We start from the raw sequence: 17,703 nt of genomic DNA on the forward strand, positions 1-17,703 counted from the left end.
GTCTGGTTGGTTACCCTCTCGTGGACGTTGCGACTCTCTTTTTATCCCTTATTAATCCCAAAATACCTAACCTTGCCGATCGAAGCGGTAAACCAGCGTCAACGCCAGCAGCAGGATCAGCAGCGGCGGGGCGAGGGCGGTGAAGGGAGCGTTGAAAGAGAACAGCAAGCCCAGGTTGAGGACGATCTGATAAGTGATATAGGTGAGCAACCCCACGATCGCGCCGATGGCTAGGCGGTTGCCCAGGCCGGGTGCGCGCGGGGCAATGAAGGTAAACGGGATAGCCAGTAAAATCATGGCCAGCACCAGCAGGGGCTGCCCGAGTTTTTTCCACAGCGCGAGGCGATATTCAATGCTGGGCTGCCCTGAACTGTGCAGGTAATCGATGTAGCGATCCAGTTGGCGAAGCGAGAAACTGCCGGCCGGCAGGGTCAGCTCCTTCAGGCTCGGCACGGAGAACAGCGATTGCCAGGGCAGGCTGTCTCGCCGTTGAAGCGTCTCTTTTCTGCCTTGCCAGCTTTTCCGCATCACGTTGTGCAGCAGCCAACTGCCGTCGGCGGCGGTGCTGGCGCTCTCCGCGTAGAGGTAAGATTCTAGCGAACGATCGGCGCGGTAACGAAAGATTTCAATGTCGTGGGGCTGGTCATTTTCATCGACGGTTTTGACCGTTACAAACTCGTCGCCGCGCCGCGCCCACAGCGGGTTGACGGCAACGTCGTTATCGTTCGATTGCGCCAGGGCGTTGTTCTTCAGCTGCAGCGCGCGTTGCTGCAGCGGGGAGGCGGCCCACTCATCGATCGCGCCGAGCGAAAGGTTCATCAGCAGCCCGGCGGCGAGCATCACCAGCGCGATGCGGAATATCGACAAGCCGGCGGAGCGGATCGCCGTCAGCTCCAGGCTTTTGGAAAGCTGGCCCAACCCGACGATACCGCCGAGCAGCGCGATAAACGGCCCCAGATCGACCAGGCTGCGCGGCAGGGTCATCACGGTGACCAGCAGCGCTTGCGTCCAGCGGTAGCCGCCTGGGGTGACGTCCTCGAGTTCGTTAATCAGCGTAAAGGTGGTGAACAGCGGGATGAGCAGGCCGGCCGCAGCGGCAAAGCCAATGAGCACGTTGCGGATCAGGTAACGGCTAAAAATAGTCATCGGGAGGTTTTCCGCAGTGGGGATAAGTCGCGGGTGAGCAGCAGGGCAACGCCGATCGCCATCGCGATCGGCGCCAGCCAGACGCCGGGAATAAGCGGCAGAGTGCCGTTCGCCACCAGCGTGCGGCAAATGTTGCCGCCATAGAAAATCACGGTAAACAGAATTGTGAGGGGCAGCAGCACGGCGTAGCGGCCTTGCCGCGGCTTGGTGCGGCTGAAGGGGATCGCCAGCAGCACCATCAGCACGGTGGTCAGGCCGCGGCTCTCGCGCCACTGCAGTTCCGCCGCGTCGGCCGGATCGGCGGAGCGTGACAAGCTCGCCAGCGAAGCCGATTTGTGCCGGGACTCGGCGCTGGGCACGAACGGCTTCAGCGCGATGTCAAAGTTGTCGTAATTCTGCCCGTTGTCGTCGGCGCCTTCGCGATCCAACACATAGGCGGTGCCGGTCTTCAGCCGCACGGCGGGGCTGGCGGCTGAGGCGTCGAACACCTCAACCGACTGCGCGCGGTACAGATTGGTATGATGGGCGGCGCGGACATAAATCAGGGCGTCCGTCAGATGATTGGCCGTTTTGTCGATGTGCCCGGCGAGGATCATGCGGCCGTTGCCGCTCACGTTAAACTTGTCGGCCTGCAGGTGGCTCACGTCCAGCACCGACTGCGATTGATGCTGCAACTGATAAATATTGGCGTACGCCCAGGGCCGGCCATACAGGGAAAGCAGCGTGACGCCTATCGCCAGCGGAACGGCGAGTATCAGCACCGCCTTGTACAGTCGCAGCGGGCTGGCGCCGGCGGCCTGGATGGCGGTGATCTCCGCATCGCTATAGAGCTGGCTCAGCGCGACCGCCACCGAAACGTACAGCGCAACGGGCAATATCATCTCCAGCGCAATCAGCGATTTATAGAAAACCACGTCGGCGACTACCCGCAGCGCCAGGGTGCCGTTGGCGGCGTCGGTAAGGTAGCGTTGAGCGGAGTAGCTGGCGAACATGAAGATGAGAAACCCGGCGATCATCACCACCAGGCGGCGGATCTCAACCATGATGTAGCGTTCAATCAAAGGCATACGTCATCGGCTCCTGAGGGCGTGCGGTTCATGACTGGCTCCGCTCGATCAGAACGCGCAGCAGGGCGATCACCTGGTCAACTTCTTGCGGGGTGAGCGCGCCGTCTTTCGCCCACTGCACGCGCCCGGCGTTGTCCAGCACTACGATGGAGGAGCTTTTTTCCGGCAGCCGCCAGGCCCTGCGCCCCTGTCCGTCGCTATCGATGATAAACTGCGCCCAGGGGTAGTGACGTTTATTTTTCTCTATTTTACCGCGCACGAAAAAGCCGGAACTGGGGATCGCGTCGTCGGTGTTGACGATGGTGGTGGGCTGAAAGCGATCGCCCGGCAGGTTGGCTTCCTTGACGGCGGCGATCAGCAGCGAGTTTTTCTTTTTGGCGGAGGTGCGTCCGGCGATATACTGCATGACGCGCACCTTGCCGGCCAGCTCCGCGCTGTTCCACGGCCGGTAGAGGAAATCGCCATCGCGCAGCAGCAGTTCGCCGCGATCGGCGATGTTGACCCGCGCGACCGGTGCGCCATGAATGAAATTATGTGCTGACGCCAGCAGCGGAGACAGCAGCAGTGGCATTATCAGCCATCGACGTAAGCTCATTAAACCGCCTCCGCTATAGGGGGAAACGCGAGAGAAGCAGCTCTAGGCGCTGGCGGATATCGATATCCAGGAGCGTGGGCCGATCGTAGAGATCGCCGCCGGCCAGCTTATCCGCCACCATCACATCATGCCTGTCGCCCATCAGGCCGTTAATCGCGGCCAGGAAACGCGAGATTTGCCGCGCCTCACGGTTGTCGGGAGCGATGGAGCGCAGCGTGTCGTAAAAAGAGACCTGCCGGCTGATTATTTTCCGCACCTCGTGAAACTGTTTGCCGGTGAGTTGCGGGTTGGCGATTAGCGTTCGCAGTAAACCTATTTGCGTCTGGCGATAGGCGATAAAGTCGCGCTCGCTCGTTAGATGAATATGGCGCAGCGCATAGCGCACGTACGACCAAACAGGCCTGCTGAGCAGCACCCGCAGCAGATTGCCGTAAATCTGCAAACTCTTCTGATTGCCGTTGCGAAATGCGTCCTGAAAATGGCCGAGCACCGCGGTAGTTGTGTGGAACAGGCGGTTGGCGCGATGTTGTCCGTCGTAAAGCTGTTGGGCGAAGCGAAAATGCTTATAGCGTGCACGAATATATTTGTAGCGCATGCCGGTGGCCGCCGCCAATTGCGGATCCTGCAGAAAGCCGTTCACCAGCTTCAGCAACTCTTGGCGGGAAAAGCCGTCTTCCCAAAATTGCAGACACAGCGCATAGTTGTCGCGAATGCTCTCTAGGGAACAGTGCCAGTCAATACGTTGCGGCAGGCTGATATTCGCCTCAACCAGATCGTCCTCTTCCACCGCGACAAATAGCGCCTGGATGGTTTCAGCGGGGAACTTTTTCCAATTATTGCTTGCGGTCATTGATTACTCTCTTTGGGCACATTCAGCCCCAACATAAAACGATTGCGGTATGCGCCTATCGTCGGTATCAGGGATAACAAAACGTCTAAACATTGCCCCAGTAAATAAGCGAAGGCGGCGCCCTGCACGCCGAAGGCGTATGACATACTTACCAACAAGGCAATGTAGGACGCCGAAGCGAACGCCTGCGCGATGAGAAAAGCACGTTGTTTGCCCGCCATAAACAGTAAGGATTCCTGCGGGAAACCCATCATGGAGACGATGATCGCGCCCAGCATGATCTGAATGAGATCGTAGGCTGCCAGGTATTGCTGCCCGAACACTGCGGAAATAAGTGGTTTGCCGACCAGCAGCATCAACACCACGACGGCGAGGCCGATGCCGCCGGCCAGCAGCGAGGAGCGCAGCCCCAGCAACCAGGGTTTCTTGGTGCGAGGGTCCAGGCGCATAATCTCAGGGTAGAAGCTTTTCTCCAGCAGCTTGGCCGGGGTGCCCGTCGCATCGAAGAAGGTCATGGCGATCTTGAACAGCCCGGCGGCGGCCGGCCCCAGCACCACGCCGACCAGCACGGTAGTGCAGGAGTTGCGCGCGGCCCAGATAGTGTGGGCAATGTTGGTGGTCCAGACGAAGTTCCAGGCGCCCTCAATGCGGCGCGCGACGTTGAACAGGCGCGGCCTCAGCGCGCCGTGGATATTTCGGCGGCGCAGCTCGCGCGCGGTGAACCACCAAAACAGCGTGCCGCCGATGAGGTTGGAGGCGTACCAGGTGACGACGAATCCCGGGAATCCCAGTTCGAAATAATACGAGATGACGCTGCCTACCGCCTGCAGGAAGGGCTTGATGGCCTGCTGGACGGCGATTAAATCGAAGCGGTTGAAGGCGCGCAGCACGCCGGTCGGCGTGGAGGAGGTCATCGATGGGATCAGGGTGCAGTACAGCATGGCGAGCCAGAAGCTTTCGCTGTCCAGCCCCAGAGCATGGGATAAAAGCGGCAGCATGATCATGCCGCCCAGTACGGCGATGATGCCGCTGGCGATATCCAGGCCGAAAGAGAAGGCGACAACGTCGCGGAAACGCCGGGCGTTCTGATGCTCCAGGGCCGGGGTGCCGAACTGCACCACGAATTGCCAAGTCTGGAATTTGATGAAATCGCTGACTGCCTTGGTATAGGCCTGAATCACCACCAGCACGCCGAACATTTCAGGCGACATGCCTTTACCGGCGCAGGAGAGCGCCAGCAGTCCCAGCAAGGCGCTGGCCACGCTGCCGGAGCCTAAATAGGCGGCATTACGTAAAATAGAGCGAAACGCACCATCGGAAAACCATCGCTTCATGACATAAACCAGCCGTCATCATTATTTTTCAGCATCTTGTGTTGCGCAGTCATGCTCTTTGCCCTGTATCTGATTAATAAATCTTCGCTTCTTTCCCCGCCTCGTCGGCGTGTCCGCCACGGCGCTACCCGAAAGCGCTGTTCATTTTCTGCTCGGGGATCGTTACGGCGGAGATGGCGTTGAGCGCGTTGTTCAGCACTTCATCGTAGGGGGCTCTGGCGTCCAGTTCGATAATTTTTGAACCGTTGTATTGCAGACGAACCATGGCGGAAATTTTGTCTTTCAGCTCTTCATAACTGTGATCGGGTTTGCGTGCAAATGCCGTATCGACGTCGATATCGAGGCGAATGATCAGCTCCGGGCGATAGCGGGCCATTTGCTGATACAAGCGACGTTCGCGCGCCGCCAGGCGGGTCAGCAGCCACCCTTTCGCACGCTCTACGCCGATGCCGGGCCCGTCGTAATAAAAGCCCGAGATTTCCGCCTGCGGATAGCGATCGCTTATCACCAGCACGCCGCTCTGCGCCAGCCGCCGTACTTTGCGCAGGTTGGATGCGCGCCACAGTGAAAAGCCGTACATGATGAGCGCCGCCCAGAGCGCCGGCGGCTTATTGCTCATGCGTTGGGTTTTATCGGATTTGGCCGCCAGCCGCCGTTCCAGCCACACGCCGATAAACGGCAGGCGTTTGATTTTGTCGCCGTCTTCGCCGGAGATCAGCCCTAAATAACGCCGCTGCGTGGCGCGATGCGGCTGCAGATGTTTGACCAGATCGGCGGTCAGCGTAGATTTACCCGTGCCATCGCTGCCCACTACGGCGATAAGCCCGGTGATGTCGGCGGCAGGGGTATCCTGTTCGGCAAAGAGTTTATTTTTTTTCATCTATTTCAGTACGAAAAGGTTATTTGGCGACTAGGGGATTGATATTGCCAGTGATATTCGAACTGCACGCAGTGATTCATCGAGAATTTTACTCTCCGGGTCCCGGCCATTTAAATCCAGTATGTTGGCGCCATTAAACGTCAGGTGCGGGATAACGGCGATCTTCTCACGCAGCGCGGACAGCGAGTGATCGGGTTTACGTGAATACGCCGTGTGCTCGTCAATATCTAACCGAATTAATAATAGGGGCTGATAAGACGCCATCCATTGGTACAAACGTTGTTCCCGTTTTCTCAACCCGCGAACCCAGCGGTTGCCGCCGACCGTTTTCGCCAGCTGCGGGCCGTCGAAACGAAAACCCGCTACCTCCGCCTGCGGATAACGATCGGTGATCAAGACTTTCCCGCGGCGGCTTTTCTTCAACATGCTTCGAAATTTATAATATCGCCAATAGGAGAGTAAAAATATCACCAGCGCCGTGGCGTTATCCGGAGGTGTGGAAGGGCGCTCATGCACGCGTTCTGACTTCGCCAGCAAATAACGCCCGAAGGGCGCGCCAATAATCGGCAGCGAACTTATCCATTCACCGATACGGCCTGACGACTGGCCAAGATAAAGCAGTTCCGCAGGCTCTTGTGCTGATAACGCGTTGACCAGACTGGCGGCCAACGTGGATTTTCCCGAGCCGTCACAGCCCGTTATCGCAATTACGCGTACGGTCGAATGATGTGCGTCGGGGATTATCTGTTGACTCACAATAATTGATCCAATGCGAAAAAAACTATTGTATTCCAATCCTCATTGGGTTCAAGATATTTATTGTGATTCATTGTGATAAAATAATGAATTTTGTATTTTTAACATTATTTGTTTTGGTATTTTAACGCGTCTTCTTGTTGTTTTGTGCGGATTATCCGCGAGGAAATAAATTTAGCTTTTTATGGTAATTGTCGGGCGTTGGCCGCTGATGCCGTAGAGCAGGTATTTCAATTTTCGCTTAATATTTTGTGCTTTTTTGCGCAGTATTGAAAGTATTTCTGCCGTGCCGCATCCTGACGACGTTAAGCGATGTTTCGTTGCAAAAATGGCACACCGTTTCCGGTGTTTTGAAAGAGAGTCTTATTATGAGTGCAAAATTTCCGCCGCTGATTGCGGTCATCGGCAGCGACGGATCGGGTAAGTCCACCGTGTGTGAACATCTGATCGACTATGTGAAAACATACGGTCCGGCGGTCAGGGTGCATTTGGGCAAACAGGCGGGCAACGTCGGGCGTGCGGCATCGAAACTTCCTCTGTTGGGGCGCTCGGTGGGCAAGGCGATCGAGAGCAATACCAAAAAAGTCAAAACGACAAAATCCCGACTTGGCCTGCTGCCGTCCGTGGTGATCATCGCTTTCGTCGTGCGGCGGCTGTTGCGCTTTCGCCGCATGCTGGCCTTTCGCCGGCAAGGGTTTATCGTGTTGACCGACCGTTTTCCGCAGGCGCAAATTCCCGGCGCCTACGACGGCACGGTATTTCCCGTCAACGTCGACGGGAACCGCATTGTCCAATGGTTGGCGGAGCAGGAGCGGAAGGCGTTCCAATGGATGGCGGGGAACAAACCGGATTTGGTTCTCAAGTTGAATGTCAGTCTGAAGGTGGCCTGCGCGCGCAAGCCCGATCATCGTAGGTCGGCGCTGGAGAAAAAGATCGTCGTCACGCCGTTATTGACTTACGAAGGCGCCGAAATCGTGGATCTTGATGCCGATCGGTCGATCGAGGAGGTGCTGGCGTCGGCGGAAAAGGCCATTGAGACATTTATGGCGGCGCAGGGTTATCGTTACAAGCGCGATGAAGAGTCGGCGGCCGTTCACTAAGGTTTGACGCTGTGCGGCGATGGCGTTTCCGGCATCGCCGCCTCGTGGTAGGGACGAGCAGACTACTTTTTCAGCGCCGCAAAGGCGCGGATGATCGCATCGATCTCTTCGTCGCTGTGCGCGGCATTGACGCTGCACCGTAACAGGGTGACGCCCGCCGGCGCGGCCGGCGGCAGCACCAGATTGACATACACGCCGTGGGCGATCAGCTCACGCCAGAAGCGCAGGCCCTCTTCTTTAGAGCCGATCATCACCGGCACCACCGGGCTGATGCGCGGCCCCAGCGTATACCCCAGCTCGGCAAGCCCCTGATACAGACGGTGCGCGTTGCTCCACAGTTTTTCCCGCAGTTCGGGGTGGCGGGCGATTTTTTGCAGCGCCGTACGCACCGACGCAATACTGGACGGCGACGGTGACGCGGTAAAGATATACGGCCGGCTGCTGTAACGCAGCACATCCATCTCCTTGCCGCCGACGGCGAAACCGCCGATCGAGGCCAGGCTCTTACTGAAGGTGCCCAGAATAATATCCACGTTTTTCTCTACGCCCAGCGCCTCGGCCAGGCCGCGGCCGTGCTCGCCCATCACGCCGAAGGAGTGGGCCTCGTCGACCAGCAGATAACCGCCCAGCCGCTGTTTGATGTCGACGATTTCCGCCAAGGGCGCGACATCGCCCAGCATGCTGTAGATGCCTTCAACGATAATGATCGCCTCGCGGGCGCGCTCGCCGAGGCGCACCATGCGGCGTTCCAAATCGCCGGCGTCATTGTGACGGAAGCGAATAATCTCCGCGCCGCCGAGGGCGCAGGCGTCGTAAATGCTCGCGTGGCTGTCCGCATCGATCAGCACCACGGAGCCCGGCCCCGCCAGCGTGCTGATAATGCCCAGGTTGGTGGTATAGCCGGTAGAAAAAACGATGGCGCTGGGACGATCGAAGAATTCCGCCAGCTCCTGTTCCAGAGCCAGATGAGTGCCGTAGCTGCCGTTCGCCATGCGTGAGCCCGTGGTACCGGTGCCGAGTGCGCTCAGGGCGGCCTGGCCAGCGGCGATCGCCTGTGCATCGAACGTCAGGCCGAGATAGTTATTGGTGCCGGCGAGGATGATCTTTTGAGCGTCGATGCGCCCTTGGGTCGCGGAATAGACCTCGTCGATACAGGTGCCGAACGGATTCAGGCCGGCCGCTTGAAATTGTTCACGATCGTTGGCGAGCCGTGAAAACCGATCATAAAGTCCCATGGCTTTTCTCCAGATAAGGGCGCAGCGCGTCAAGCAATTGCTCCGGCGTTCTGACATCAAGCAATATATTGATAGGAATGGAGATATCTAATTTATCTTCCAGCATCATCAGCAGATCCAATACTCTGATGGATTCCAGGCCAAGATCATTGACGAGATCGCTATCAGGTTTTATTTCCAATCCGCCTTCGACGATACCTTGCAAACACGTCAGGATATAATCCATTACAGCATCGCGATTTAGCATAAGAACGTTGATACACCTCTAGTTGGAATAATTAAAACAGCCCTTCACGCAGTGCGCGTTCCAAACTTACCTGTGGGAACCAATTAATATGTTGAGACAGACGTTGATTGCTGGCGGACCAGTCGCGATGGGTCAGTTCGCGTATTTTGCTGCGGGTCAACATTGGTTCCTGTTTTGTCAGGCGGCTCCACAACGTGCCGGCGTCCGCTATGAATGTCAGCAGCGGCAGTGGAATGCCCACCAGACGCACGGGCCCCTGGCGCACCGCGGCGCCTATTTCGCGCAGACGCAGCCAGTTATAGCCCCCGGCCACGCCGTCGCACAGTTCGTAAATATTCGGCTGCGCCGGCTGCGCCAATAACCATTGGCTGACCGCTCTGACCAAATCGCTCACGTGCAGAAAAGAGAGTTTCGCTTCAGGCGCGCCCAGCCGAGGGAGCACGCCGCGCAGCAGGCCGTTGAACAGCGGTTTCAGTTCTTTATCGCCTGGCCCGTAAACCGCCGTCGGTCGGAAAATGCCCAACGCGATATCCGATGCCGTAGCGAGTAATTGTTGCTCGGCGACATGCTTTGAGTTGGCGTACCAGGACAGCGTTGGGTGACGGGCCGCCAGGGAGGACATAAACAAGAAACGTCGGCAGGCGCCGCTCTGTTGGGCCGCCTGCATCAGGTTCAGGCTGCCGTCCACGTTGCAGCGGGTGAAAACCGCTTCCGCATGCCCGCGCACCTGGCCCGCACAGTGCACGACGCAGTCCGCGCCGCGAACCAGTTCTGCGAGCGATTCCCGATCTTCCAGCGCGCCCGGGACCCACAGCAGATTGCCGGCGGCAGCCTTTCCCGCGCGCCGCGTCAGGGCGCGTACGGTAAACCCCTGCGCCAGCAGTTCCTGGACGATGTGCCGGCCGATAAAGCCGGTTGCGCCCGTGACTGCGACGCTGCCTGTCATTGTGCGAAACCAGCCAGTTGAGGCAGCTGAGGGTAGGAGGACGCGCTCAGCCAGCGCTTTTTAGCTTCGGCGCGGGCGGGTTTGCCCGATGACGTGCGGGGAATACTGTGCGGCGGCAGCAGCTCGATATCTACCGCAATGCCGAATTCGCTTTGAATGCGCGCGCTCAGCGAGTGGACGATTTGCTCTCGACGCTCCGGCGAACTGACTCTGCACTGGATTTGTAAAATGACCTTGGCCGCTTCGCCGTGTTCTTCGGTTACGAAGGCGATCGCGTCGCCGGAGCGGATTTCCGGTTCATGTTCCGCGACGTACTCAATATCCTGCGGCCAGATGTTACGACCGCGAATGATGATCAAATCCTTCTTGCGGCCGGTGACGTACAAATAGCCATCCAGCAGGTAGCCCAGATCGCCGGTATCCATCCAGCCGGTCACCTGAATCTGTTGTTGTGATTCATCATCGCAGAAATAGCCGTTCATCAGGCTCGGGCCGGAAATCGTGATATGACCGACCTGACGTTCCGGCAGCGGTTGCCCGGTTTCGCTACGGATCTCGATACGATGGCCGGGCAACGCCTTACCGCAGTTGACGAACGTCGAGACGGCGCGCGTCTTTTTGCCGGGCGCGACCGCTTTTCCCTCGTACTCCAGAATGTTGCGGTCGACCGTATTGATCCGCGGGCCGGAGGCCGGATCGGAAAAACTGACCGCGAGGGTATTCTCGGCCAGGCCATAGCAGGGCATGAACGCTTGGCTGTTGAAATTGAGGTGGCGGAAGTGTTCGCCAAACTGGCTCAGCAACTCGGCCGGGATCGGCTCGGCTCCCACGCCCGCGACCCGCCAACTGGAGATATCTAGATCGGCCAGCTCTTTGGCGTTGCTGCGGCGTAAGCACAGGTCGTAGCCGAACGGCGGGGCGACAGACACGGTGCCGCGATTTTTCGCGATCAGTTTTAGCCATTGCATCGGGCGCATGGCGAAATCCTGCGTGCGCAGATAATCGACGGACAGCTGAGTCGCCACCGGGGTCAGCAGAAACCCGACCAGGCCCATATCGTGATAGAAGGGCAGCCAGGAGACGCAGCGGTCGCCCGCATGCAGCTTGATACCGTCGTGGCTAATCGCATTCAGGTTAGCCATGACCGCCCGCTGGGTAATGATGACGCCGCGAGGGAAACGCGTGCTGCCCGAGGTGTACTGGAGGTAGGCGATATCGTCGGGTGAGGGCGCGGTCAGCGCGATATCCGGTTCAGGTAGCGCGTTGAAATCCGCGTCGCTGAGAATATGCGCCGACGACGTTTCCCGCGCGGCGGAAACGATCAGCGGCGTCCACTCCTCGCTGCTGATAATCGCTGCGGGGTTGCAGCTGGCGATCAGCCCTTTCAGTTTGGCGGTATAGGAATCACGCTGGCCAACGCCCATAGGGATCGCCAGCGGCACCGCCACTAATCCGGCGTATTGGCAGGCGAAGAAGGCTTCGACGAATCCCGCGCTGGTTTCGGCGAGGAGCGCGACGCGATCGCCTTTCTTGAGATTCAGGGATAATAAACGCCGTGCGCCCGACATCGCCCGTTGTTTCAGCGTGCGATATTCAAGAACAGCCAGGAGTTGATTACGACGATCGTAAAAATTCATCCCCGTTTCGCCTAGCGCCGCGTAATCCAATGCATCCACTAAAGTGGGGAAGTCCGCATAGCGCATGGGAAGAGAATGAACAGAACTAGTTTCAGACATAGACAAACTAAGCCATAGATTAAATATCACCAAAAGAGATAAACGACTCTTGGCGAGAGAATTGATACTTTACTATGAATAGGTTTTGAATAAGTTTGTTATTCAACCATCTTCATTCCACGAATAGCGAATATTGCCATGCTTGAACGATACGTCAGGTATTAACCTGGGAGGGCGTCAGTCACCCGCGTTATCAACCTTGAACGGCGTCGGATGGATATACGAAACGGTGCCGCAAGCGCCTGATGTCACCGTTCTTGGGGCTGTGTGTGTTGGGTGTGAAATAACTGTCGGCTCATAGGATCTGACCTCGCGCATGACTATTTTTGACCTTAAACGCATCCTAAACAGTATGCCGGAAGAAATCTAAAAGTGAACGATTCATTTCGTCTGCATATTAAAAAGAGCATTAAGTGGTAAAAATGGCCATGCTTATCATGATTAAAGTCAGGCACACTAAAATCGGTGGGTTTATTTTTCTGAAAATAGCACTAAATAATAAACAAGTACAATTCAGTGTATTTGACACAGCGTGTTATCGCCGTTTTTTTCCTTTCTTTGGATAAAGCACGAGAGTTACAGGGTTAATATAGGATGAGGAACATACTGATTTACATAGGGTATTAACCGGTTTTTCTTATCGTTAAACCGGGGTAATGCACAATCCCAAAACGATAGCTGCATAAAAAATGCTAATGGTGTTGTCACTCTTTTATTTATTTTACTAAAACCTAAGGTTATCTATGATTCGCATTGAGAAAGTTCTGGATAAACGCGAATTTAAAGAATTTATTACTTTCCCTTCGTTACTGTTTCGCGATGATCCCAACTGGATTGACCCGTTGTATTTAGAACGTGAGGAACATCTGTCGAAGAAGAACCCCGGCACCGAACATATCGAATGGCAGGCGTGGGTGGCGAAAAAAAGTGGGGAAGTCGTCGGGCGTATCACCGCACAAGTCGATTCGCTGCACCGCGAACTGCATGGGGAGGATACCGGCCATTTTGGCATGATTGACGCCATTGACGATCCCGCCGTTTTCAGCGCGTTATTCACAGCGGCGGAAGAGTGGCTCAGGGTCAAGGGCGCGCGCAAAATCACCGGCCCATTCAGCCTGAATATCAACCAGGAAAGCGGCCTGCTGGTCGAAGGGTTTGACACCCCGCCGTCGGCGATGATGACGCATGCCAAACCCTACTACGCGGCCCAAATCGCGCAGCAGGGATATACGCAAGGAATTGATTTGCTTGCCTATTGGATGCAGAGAACTGATCTGCACTTTTCACCTTCGTTAACTAGGATGATGGATCAGGTGCGCAAGAAAGTGACCATTCGTCGCCTCAACCGTAAGCGCTTTCACGAAGAGATGCAGGTGCTGCGGGAAGTCTTCAATTCTGGATGGCAGCATAATTGGGGATTCGTCCCGTTTACCGAGCATGAATTCGCCACCATGGGGGATCAACTGAAGTTCCTGGTGCCCGACGATATGATCCATATCGCTGAGGTGGATGGCGCTCCCTGCGCCTTTATCGTAGGACTGCCGAACATTAACGAGGCGATTGCCGATCTGCAGGGGCGCTTGTTGCCGTTCGGATGGGCGAAATTATTGTGGCGGCTGAAGGTCAGCGGCGTGCGTACCGCGCGTGTCCCGCTGATGGGCGTGCGTCAGGAATATCAATTCAGCCGTATCGGGCCGATTATTGCGCTGCTGCTGATTGAGGCGCTACGCGATCCTTTTGCCAGACGCAATATCGATGCGCTGGAAATGTCGTGGATCCTGGAAACCAATACCGGTATGCGGACGATTTTAGAACGTATCGGTGCGGTTCCTTACAAGCGCTACCGTTTATACGAAAAGACGCTTTAACTGAATGATAAAACACCGCCTTTCACTTTTCTCAAGATAATGAATGCGTACGGTGCGTGAACACATTTTTGGACGACGTCGTGTTCGACGGCGCGGTGGTTTTATGTCGGTGAATTAAACGTCCCAAGGGGAACCTGTTAGTGCTCTTAATCAGTAAGGCACGGGGATATTCACGGGGAGTGATTTATTTGCTGCGGATCGCGGCGGTCATGATTTTATGAGAAACAATGCATGCCTGTGAAAAAGAAAAAGGGAATAAACCGGTTAACCTACAGCATAAGGAACTCATGGGCCGGTTTTATTGACGCTACGATTACCGAAGATGCGTTTCGTCAATTATTGGTTGTTAACGTCATTTTACTCGCCGTTACATTTTTTTTAGATATTACCAAAATGGAGCGGCTGTTATTAATTGCCTGCAGCTTCTTGTTATTGGTGATCGAACTGTTGAATACGGCGATTGAAACCGTGGTCGACCGCATTTCTCTGAAATGGCATCCTTTATCGAAACGTGCCAAAGATCTGGGCGGTGCGGCGCAGTTAGTGGCGATCGTCATGACGATCGTTATTTGGGGGACGGTGCTGCTGGAGCGATAAGAGCGGATGCTTGCCCACTATGCCCGTGGAGTGCGATCTCAACGTTCCCCATGTTTTCCTCGCGCCGGCGAAGCGGATAAGCGTCTGCAAGTAGACCCTGACTTTAAACGAGAGTTACAAGTCAAATACCCAGGGGTCGTGGAGCACCTTCAACCGATGAAAAATGGTAAATTCAGAGGTTCGTCACCTAAAGGGATGGGGTCAGTCCAATAAGATCATCCTGCTGCATGGTCTTTGATGCCCACACACCAGCAATGAGTTCAATATCGGCATCAGTCAGAGTCTGCTCTGCGGCAAGCTGTTTTTCCGCCAACCTGAGCATGAGGTCAATCTGGATGATTTTGGCAGGTGCACGTTCTCTGGCCTCCTTCACGTCTTTAGTATCAAGGGTGAACTTGATTTCACGTTTACCAAGGATGGCGACCAGGTGTTTGGGTACGGCTTTACGGATGTGGTAAACGCCGAATCTGTTCTTAGTTGGCTGTATCATAATGCCCTTTCTGTACCACCGGGAAGCGGGGCCGGAGGAGAATAAGAGGGGTAACTACTGACAAACCAACAAGTTATTGAGCCATAACGCAAAAACCCCCGCCTAAGCGAGGGTTTGGAATAGTGGTGCCCGGACTCGGAATCGAACCAAGGACACGGGGATTTTCAATCCTCTCTTCGTAAATGACTCGGTAGTCGCAGTGTAGAAAAAGCTATTTTTGAGTGTAATCCGCATGCATCGAATAACTTTATTCGAGTGTGCACATGGAAAACGTTGTAACCAAGACTCAACATAAAGCAAGAGTAGTCCCTGTCATTTCCACCAAAGGTGGTGAAGGGAAATCTACTCAAAGCGCCAATCTGGCCGGATTCCTGGCCGACGCCGGCAAAAAAGTTCTCCTCATTGACGGCGACCATTCCCAACCTACTGCCAGTAGCATATTCTCCCTGGAATACGAAGCACCTAACGGCTTGTATGAGCTCTTAATGAAGACCGTCGATTTGGCGCGGCCTGACCAAATTATTTCCCGTTCAGTAATCAACAATCTGGACATCATCGTCTCCAACGATCCGCATGACCGCCTCTCTTCAGCCATGTTGCATGCCCCGGATGGTCGCATGCGTCTGCGTAATGTTCTGCAGCATCCCTTATTCCAAGATTACGACGTCATCATCATCGACTCCAAAGGTGCAGCGTCAATCATGCTTGAGCTTATCCTGCTGGCCAGCTCCTCGTTTGCTGTTGGTGTCATCAAGCCAATCTTGCCAGACACCCGCGAATTTTTACGCGGCACGCTGGGGTTGATGGAAGGGCTGCTGCCTCTGGCCGTTTACGGTATTGCCATGCCTCAGGTGCGAATACTGACCAACTGCATGGAATACACCAACCTGGACTGGAAAACGCTGGAAAGTCTGCAGGGTATCATTGAGAACGGCCAGTATCTGCGCGCCGACGCCTTTGACGTCTCCCTCCTGAATACAATCATTCCCAAGCTGGAAATCTACAAACTTGGCCATGCCTCGGGCCAGCCAGTCCACCGCCTGGAGACCACCACTACACGGACTTCTACGCCCGCTGCCGCTGACACCATGTATGACCTGGCTTGTGAGCTGTTCCCGGACTGGACTGCTGATTTTGACCTCCTGCGTAAGGAGGCCAACCAATGAACAGGAACTTTATCTGGCGTGCAGTAGCCCACTCTGCATTGATTAATCGCGATGAAACCCATGTTTTTGTCGATGCTCCTGATTATGAAACTGCAAAACAACATCTTTATGAGCGCTTGTCTGATGAATGGGGCATTCCGCGTGGGTTCATTGACTTCTATAACCTGTGGAATGAAGAACAACTACGAGAAATGTCGGCAGGGCAGAAGATTCCTAGTGGGCTTCAATTACTCGAGACAGGGGGAGGTAATGGGGAGGTTTGTTACGACCATTCACCTCTGATTCTGGTTGCATCAGCCATGCTTCGCGAAATCTTGGAGTACGCACTGCGTCAGCCGGAGGTGCGTCATGGCTGATATGCAAATTCCTCACTCTGTCGACGCCGAACAGGCTGTACTGGGCGGGCTGATGTTGGAGAACGCGCGCTGGGATGACGTGGTGTCTGTCCTGCGTGACGCTGATTTTTATGTCCCGTCGCATCGCCGTGTTTTCCAAGCCATGGGGCAGCTGATGTCGGTTAACCAGCCTATCGACCTGATTACGCTGTCTGAGTCACTTGAACAGAACAGTGCACTTCAACAGGTTGGCGGTTTTGCTTATCTCGCTGAGATGTCCAAAAACACACCGAGTGCAGCGAACATCGAAGCGTATGCCAACATTGTCGCAGAGCGTAGCAGACTGCGGCGCTTGCTGAATATGGACGAGAGTTGAGTGCCGAGGCAGCAACTCCGCAGGCAAAGTCAGAGTTGCTAACTGAGCGGGTAGAAAAGCAGCTCATGGAGCTGTCAGAGCAGGTGTATACCCAGCAAAATGTCTGCCTGATAGATGGCCTGGATGCGGTAGTCAGCCGGCTGGAAAGCGTCACCGGAGGAACCGGTGTGACCGGAACCCCAACAGGCTTGTCATTGGTTGATGAGATCACTTGTGGTCTGCAGGATGGGGAGCTGACTCTGCTGGCAGCGCGGCCAAGTATGGGTAAGACCGCATTTTCACTGGCGTGTTGCGTCGGTGCGCTGGAAGGCACCGATCGGCCGGTATTCTGCTTCAGCCTGGAGATGCCGCGGGAGCAATTGCTGCAGCGTTTTCTGGCGATGCTGGGCAGAGTGGATTTGACCCTGTTCCGCAACGGTCAGCTTGATGATGAACATTGGGCGCGTATTTCCGAAACCATGGGAATTATGACGGCCTGGAATGACCGTCTGATTATTGATGACACGTCCGCGCTGACGCCTGCACAACTTCGTTCACTGGTGCGCCGTTATACACGTTTGTATGGCCGGCCGGCGCTCATCATGGTCGATTATCTGCAGCTGATGCGTGCGCCTGATTTTGAAAACCGCACACAGGAAATCTCGGAAATATCCCGCAATCTGAAGGCGCTGGCCAAAGACACACAATGCCCAGTGTTGGCGCTGTCGCAGCTGAATCGGACGCTCGAACAACGGGCAGACAAACGTCCGATGAACAGTGACCTGCGCGACTCCGGTGCACTGGAGCAAGATGCTGATGTGATCGCCTTTATTTACCGGGACGAGGTGTATTACCCGGATTCTGAAGATGCCGGCACCGCCGAGATTATCTTCGGTAAGCAACGCCAGGGGCCAACAGGCATGGTGCGCGTTCAGTACGAACAGCAATACACGGCATTCCGTGATTTGGCCACACCTGAATACCTGGGAGGTGCTTAATC

17 protein-coding genes and 1 pseudogene are annotated in these 17,703 nt (G+C 55.6%); 6 read left to right on the forward strand and 12 right to left on the reverse strand.

The window, feature by feature from the left end; genetic code table 11:
• Positions 1-66: 66 nt before the first annotated feature.
• The 7 genes from lptG to FO014_RS13615 all read right to left on the reverse strand — a co-directional run bounded on the left by lptG (position 67) and on the right by FO014_RS13615 (position 6,628).
• A complete protein-coding gene (lptG, locus tag FO014_RS13585) occupies positions 67-1,146 on the reverse strand; it encodes an LPS export ABC transporter permease LptG (protein ID WP_160029903.1) in 1,080 nt (359 codons plus the stop codon).
• Positions 1,143-2,213 (reverse strand): LPS export ABC transporter permease LptF, encoded by a 1,071-nt coding sequence (gene lptF, locus FO014_RS13590; protein WP_160029904.1) that lies wholly within the window; start codon positions 2,211-2,213, stop codon positions 1,143-1,145. The genes lptG and lptF overlap by 4 nt, the downstream gene beginning before the upstream one ends.
• Before the next feature lie 28 nt (positions 2,214-2,241).
• Positions 2,242-2,808: a YtfJ family protein gene (locus tag FO014_RS13595; protein ID WP_160029905.1), complete on the reverse strand. Its 567-nt coding sequence runs from the start codon at positions 2,806-2,808 to the stop codon at positions 2,242-2,244.
• Positions 2,809-2,821: 13 nt separating this feature from the next.
• Entirely contained in the window at positions 2,822-3,658 is an 837-nt protein-coding gene (locus FO014_RS13600; protein ID WP_160029906.1) for a hypothetical protein, read from the reverse strand.
• Positions 3,655-4,992 (reverse strand): lipopolysaccharide biosynthesis protein, encoded by a 1,338-nt coding sequence (locus tag FO014_RS13605; protein WP_160029907.1) that lies wholly within the window; start codon positions 4,990-4,992, stop codon positions 3,655-3,657. Before FO014_RS13605 ends, FO014_RS13600 begins: the two co-directional genes overlap by 4 nt.
• Before the next feature lie 124 nt (positions 4,993-5,116).
• A complete protein-coding gene (locus tag FO014_RS13610) occupies positions 5,117-5,872 on the reverse strand; it encodes a nucleoside/nucleotide kinase family protein (RefSeq protein ID WP_160029908.1) in 756 nt (251 codons plus the stop codon).
• Positions 5,873-5,902: 30 nt separating this feature from the next.
• Positions 5,903-6,628 carry a nucleoside/nucleotide kinase family protein gene (locus tag FO014_RS13615; protein WP_160029909.1) on the reverse strand — a complete coding sequence of 242 codons (726 nt, stop codon included), beginning with the start codon at positions 6,626-6,628 and terminating at the stop codon, positions 5,903-5,905.
• Between the two features lie 368 nt (positions 6,629-6,996).
• On the opposite strand from FO014_RS13615, the gene FO014_RS13620 reads away from it, so the two are divergent.
• The gene (locus FO014_RS13620) at positions 6,997-7,728 is read left to right on the forward strand and encodes a nucleoside/nucleotide kinase family protein (protein ID WP_160031412.1); all 732 of its coding nucleotides are present in this window, start codon (positions 6,997-6,999) and stop codon (positions 7,726-7,728) included.
• A 62-nt stretch (positions 7,729-7,790) separates the two neighbouring features.
• Here the strand turns inward: FO014_RS13620 and spt are convergent, their stop codons facing one another.
• Genes spt through FO014_RS13640 form a run of 4 tightly spaced genes read right to left on the reverse strand, consistent with a single transcriptional unit; the run spans position 7,791 to position 11,892 of the window.
• Positions 7,791-8,963 carry a serine palmitoyltransferase gene (gene spt, locus FO014_RS13625; RefSeq protein ID WP_160029910.1) on the reverse strand — a complete coding sequence of 391 codons (1,173 nt, stop codon included), beginning with the start codon at positions 8,961-8,963 and terminating at the stop codon, positions 7,791-7,793.
• Positions 8,950-9,210, reverse strand: a complete 261-nt coding sequence (locus FO014_RS13630; RefSeq protein ID WP_126531429.1) for an acyl carrier protein — start codon at positions 9,208-9,210, stop codon at positions 8,950-8,952. The genes spt and FO014_RS13630 overlap by 14 nt, the downstream gene beginning before the upstream one ends.
• A gap of 31 nt (positions 9,211-9,241) precedes the next feature.
• On the reverse strand, positions 9,242-10,156 hold the full coding sequence (locus tag FO014_RS13635; protein WP_160029911.1) for an NAD-dependent epimerase/dehydratase family protein: 915 nt from the start codon (positions 10,154-10,156) through the stop codon (positions 9,242-9,244).
• Positions 10,153-11,892, reverse strand: coding sequence for a fatty acyl-AMP ligase (locus tag FO014_RS13640; RefSeq protein WP_160029912.1), 1,740 nt, complete (start codon positions 11,890-11,892; stop codon positions 10,153-10,155). The genes FO014_RS13635 and FO014_RS13640 overlap by 4 nt, the downstream gene beginning before the upstream one ends.
• A gap of 743 nt (positions 11,893-12,635) precedes the next feature.
• Between FO014_RS13640 and FO014_RS13645 the strand changes: the two genes are divergently transcribed.
• Both FO014_RS13645 and FO014_RS13650 read left to right on the forward strand, forming a co-directional pair.
• Entirely contained in the window at positions 12,636-13,760 is a 1,125-nt protein-coding gene (locus FO014_RS13645; protein ID WP_160029913.1) for an N-acetyltransferase, read from the forward strand.
• 231 nt (positions 13,761-13,991) lie between these two features.
• Entirely contained in the window at positions 13,992-14,357 is a 366-nt protein-coding gene (locus FO014_RS13650) for a diacylglycerol kinase (protein ID WP_160029914.1), read from the forward strand.
• Between the two features lie 187 nt (positions 14,358-14,544).
• On the opposite strand, the gene FO014_RS13655 is transcribed toward FO014_RS13650, so the two are convergent.
• Positions 14,545-14,847 carry a DUF6538 domain-containing protein gene (locus FO014_RS13655; protein WP_160029915.1) on the reverse strand — a complete coding sequence of 101 codons (303 nt, stop codon included), beginning with the start codon at positions 14,845-14,847 and terminating at the stop codon, positions 14,545-14,547.
• 263 nt (positions 14,848-15,110) lie between these two features.
• Here FO014_RS13655 and FO014_RS13660 point away from each other — a divergent pair, with 263 nt between their 5' ends.
• From FO014_RS13660 to dnaB-PI, 3 genes and pseudogenes are all read left to right on the forward strand, one after another.
• Complete coding sequence (locus FO014_RS13660) at positions 15,111-16,013, forward strand: ParA family protein (protein WP_160029916.1); 903 nt, start codon at positions 15,111-15,113, stop codon at positions 16,011-16,013.
• The gene (locus FO014_RS13665) at positions 16,010-16,369 is read left to right on the forward strand and encodes a hypothetical protein (RefSeq protein WP_160029917.1); all 360 of its coding nucleotides are present in this window, start codon (positions 16,010-16,012) and stop codon (positions 16,367-16,369) included. Before FO014_RS13660 ends, FO014_RS13665 begins: the two co-directional genes overlap by 4 nt.
• Positions 16,362-17,701: pseudogene (gene dnaB-PI, locus FO014_RS13670) on the forward strand (SPI-7-type island replicative DNA helicase). The gene FO014_RS13665 and the pseudogene dnaB-PI overlap by 8 nt, the downstream one beginning before the upstream one ends.
• Positions 17,702-17,703 lie beyond the last annotated feature (2 nt).

This window comes from Serratia rhizosphaerae (genome assembly GCF_009817885.1).
Lineage (GTDB): Bacteria > Pseudomonadota > Gammaproteobacteria > Enterobacterales > Enterobacteriaceae > Serratia_B > Serratia_B rhizosphaerae.

Coding starts and splice junctions, on each gene's coding strand:
- FO014_RS13620 (WP_160031412.1), top strand. CDS start 6,997: ATGAGTGCAAAATTTCCGCCGCTGATTGCGGTCATCGGCAGCGACGGA.
- FO014_RS13635 (WP_160029911.1), bottom strand. CDS start 10,156: ATGACAGGCAGCGTCGCAGTCACGGGCGCAACCGGCTTTATCGGCCGG.
- FO014_RS13600 (WP_160029906.1), bottom strand. CDS start 3,658: ATGACCGCAAGCAATAATTGGAAAAAGTTCCCCGCTGAAACCATCCAG.
- lptG (WP_160029903.1), bottom strand. CDS start 1,146: ATGACTATTTTTAGCCGTTACCTGATCCGCAACGTGCTCATTGGCTTT.
- lptF (WP_160029904.1), bottom strand. CDS start 2,213: ATGCCTTTGATTGAACGCTACATCATGGTTGAGATCCGCCGCCTGGTG.
- FO014_RS13595 (WP_160029905.1), bottom strand. CDS start 2,808: ATGAGCTTACGTCGATGGCTGATAATGCCACTGCTGCTGTCTCCGCTG.
- FO014_RS13630 (WP_126531429.1), bottom strand. CDS start 9,210: ATGCTAAATCGCGATGCTGTAATGGATTATATCCTGACGTGTTTGCAA.
- FO014_RS13650 (WP_160029914.1), top strand. CDS start 13,992: ATGCCTGTGAAAAAGAAAAAGGGAATAAACCGGTTAACCTACAGCATA.
- FO014_RS13665 (WP_160029917.1), top strand. CDS start 16,010: ATGAACAGGAACTTTATCTGGCGTGCAGTAGCCCACTCTGCATTGATT.
- spt (WP_160029910.1), bottom strand. CDS start 8,963: ATGGGACTTTATGATCGGTTTTCACGGCTCGCCAACGATCGTGAACAA.
- FO014_RS13610 (WP_160029908.1), bottom strand. CDS start 5,872: ATGAAAAAAAATAAACTCTTTGCCGAACAGGATACCCCTGCCGCCGAC.
- FO014_RS13645 (WP_160029913.1), top strand. CDS start 12,636: ATGATTCGCATTGAGAAAGTTCTGGATAAACGCGAATTTAAAGAATTT.
- FO014_RS13605 (WP_160029907.1), bottom strand. CDS start 4,992: ATGAAGCGATGGTTTTCCGATGGTGCGTTTCGCTCTATTTTACGTAAT.
- FO014_RS13640 (WP_160029912.1), bottom strand. CDS start 11,892: ATGTCTGAAACTAGTTCTGTTCATTCTCTTCCCATGCGCTATGCGGAC.
- FO014_RS13655 (WP_160029915.1), bottom strand. CDS start 14,847: ATGATACAGCCAACTAAGAACAGATTCGGCGTTTACCACATCCGTAAA.
- FO014_RS13660 (WP_160029916.1), top strand. CDS start 15,111: ATGGAAAACGTTGTAACCAAGACTCAACATAAAGCAAGAGTAGTCCCT.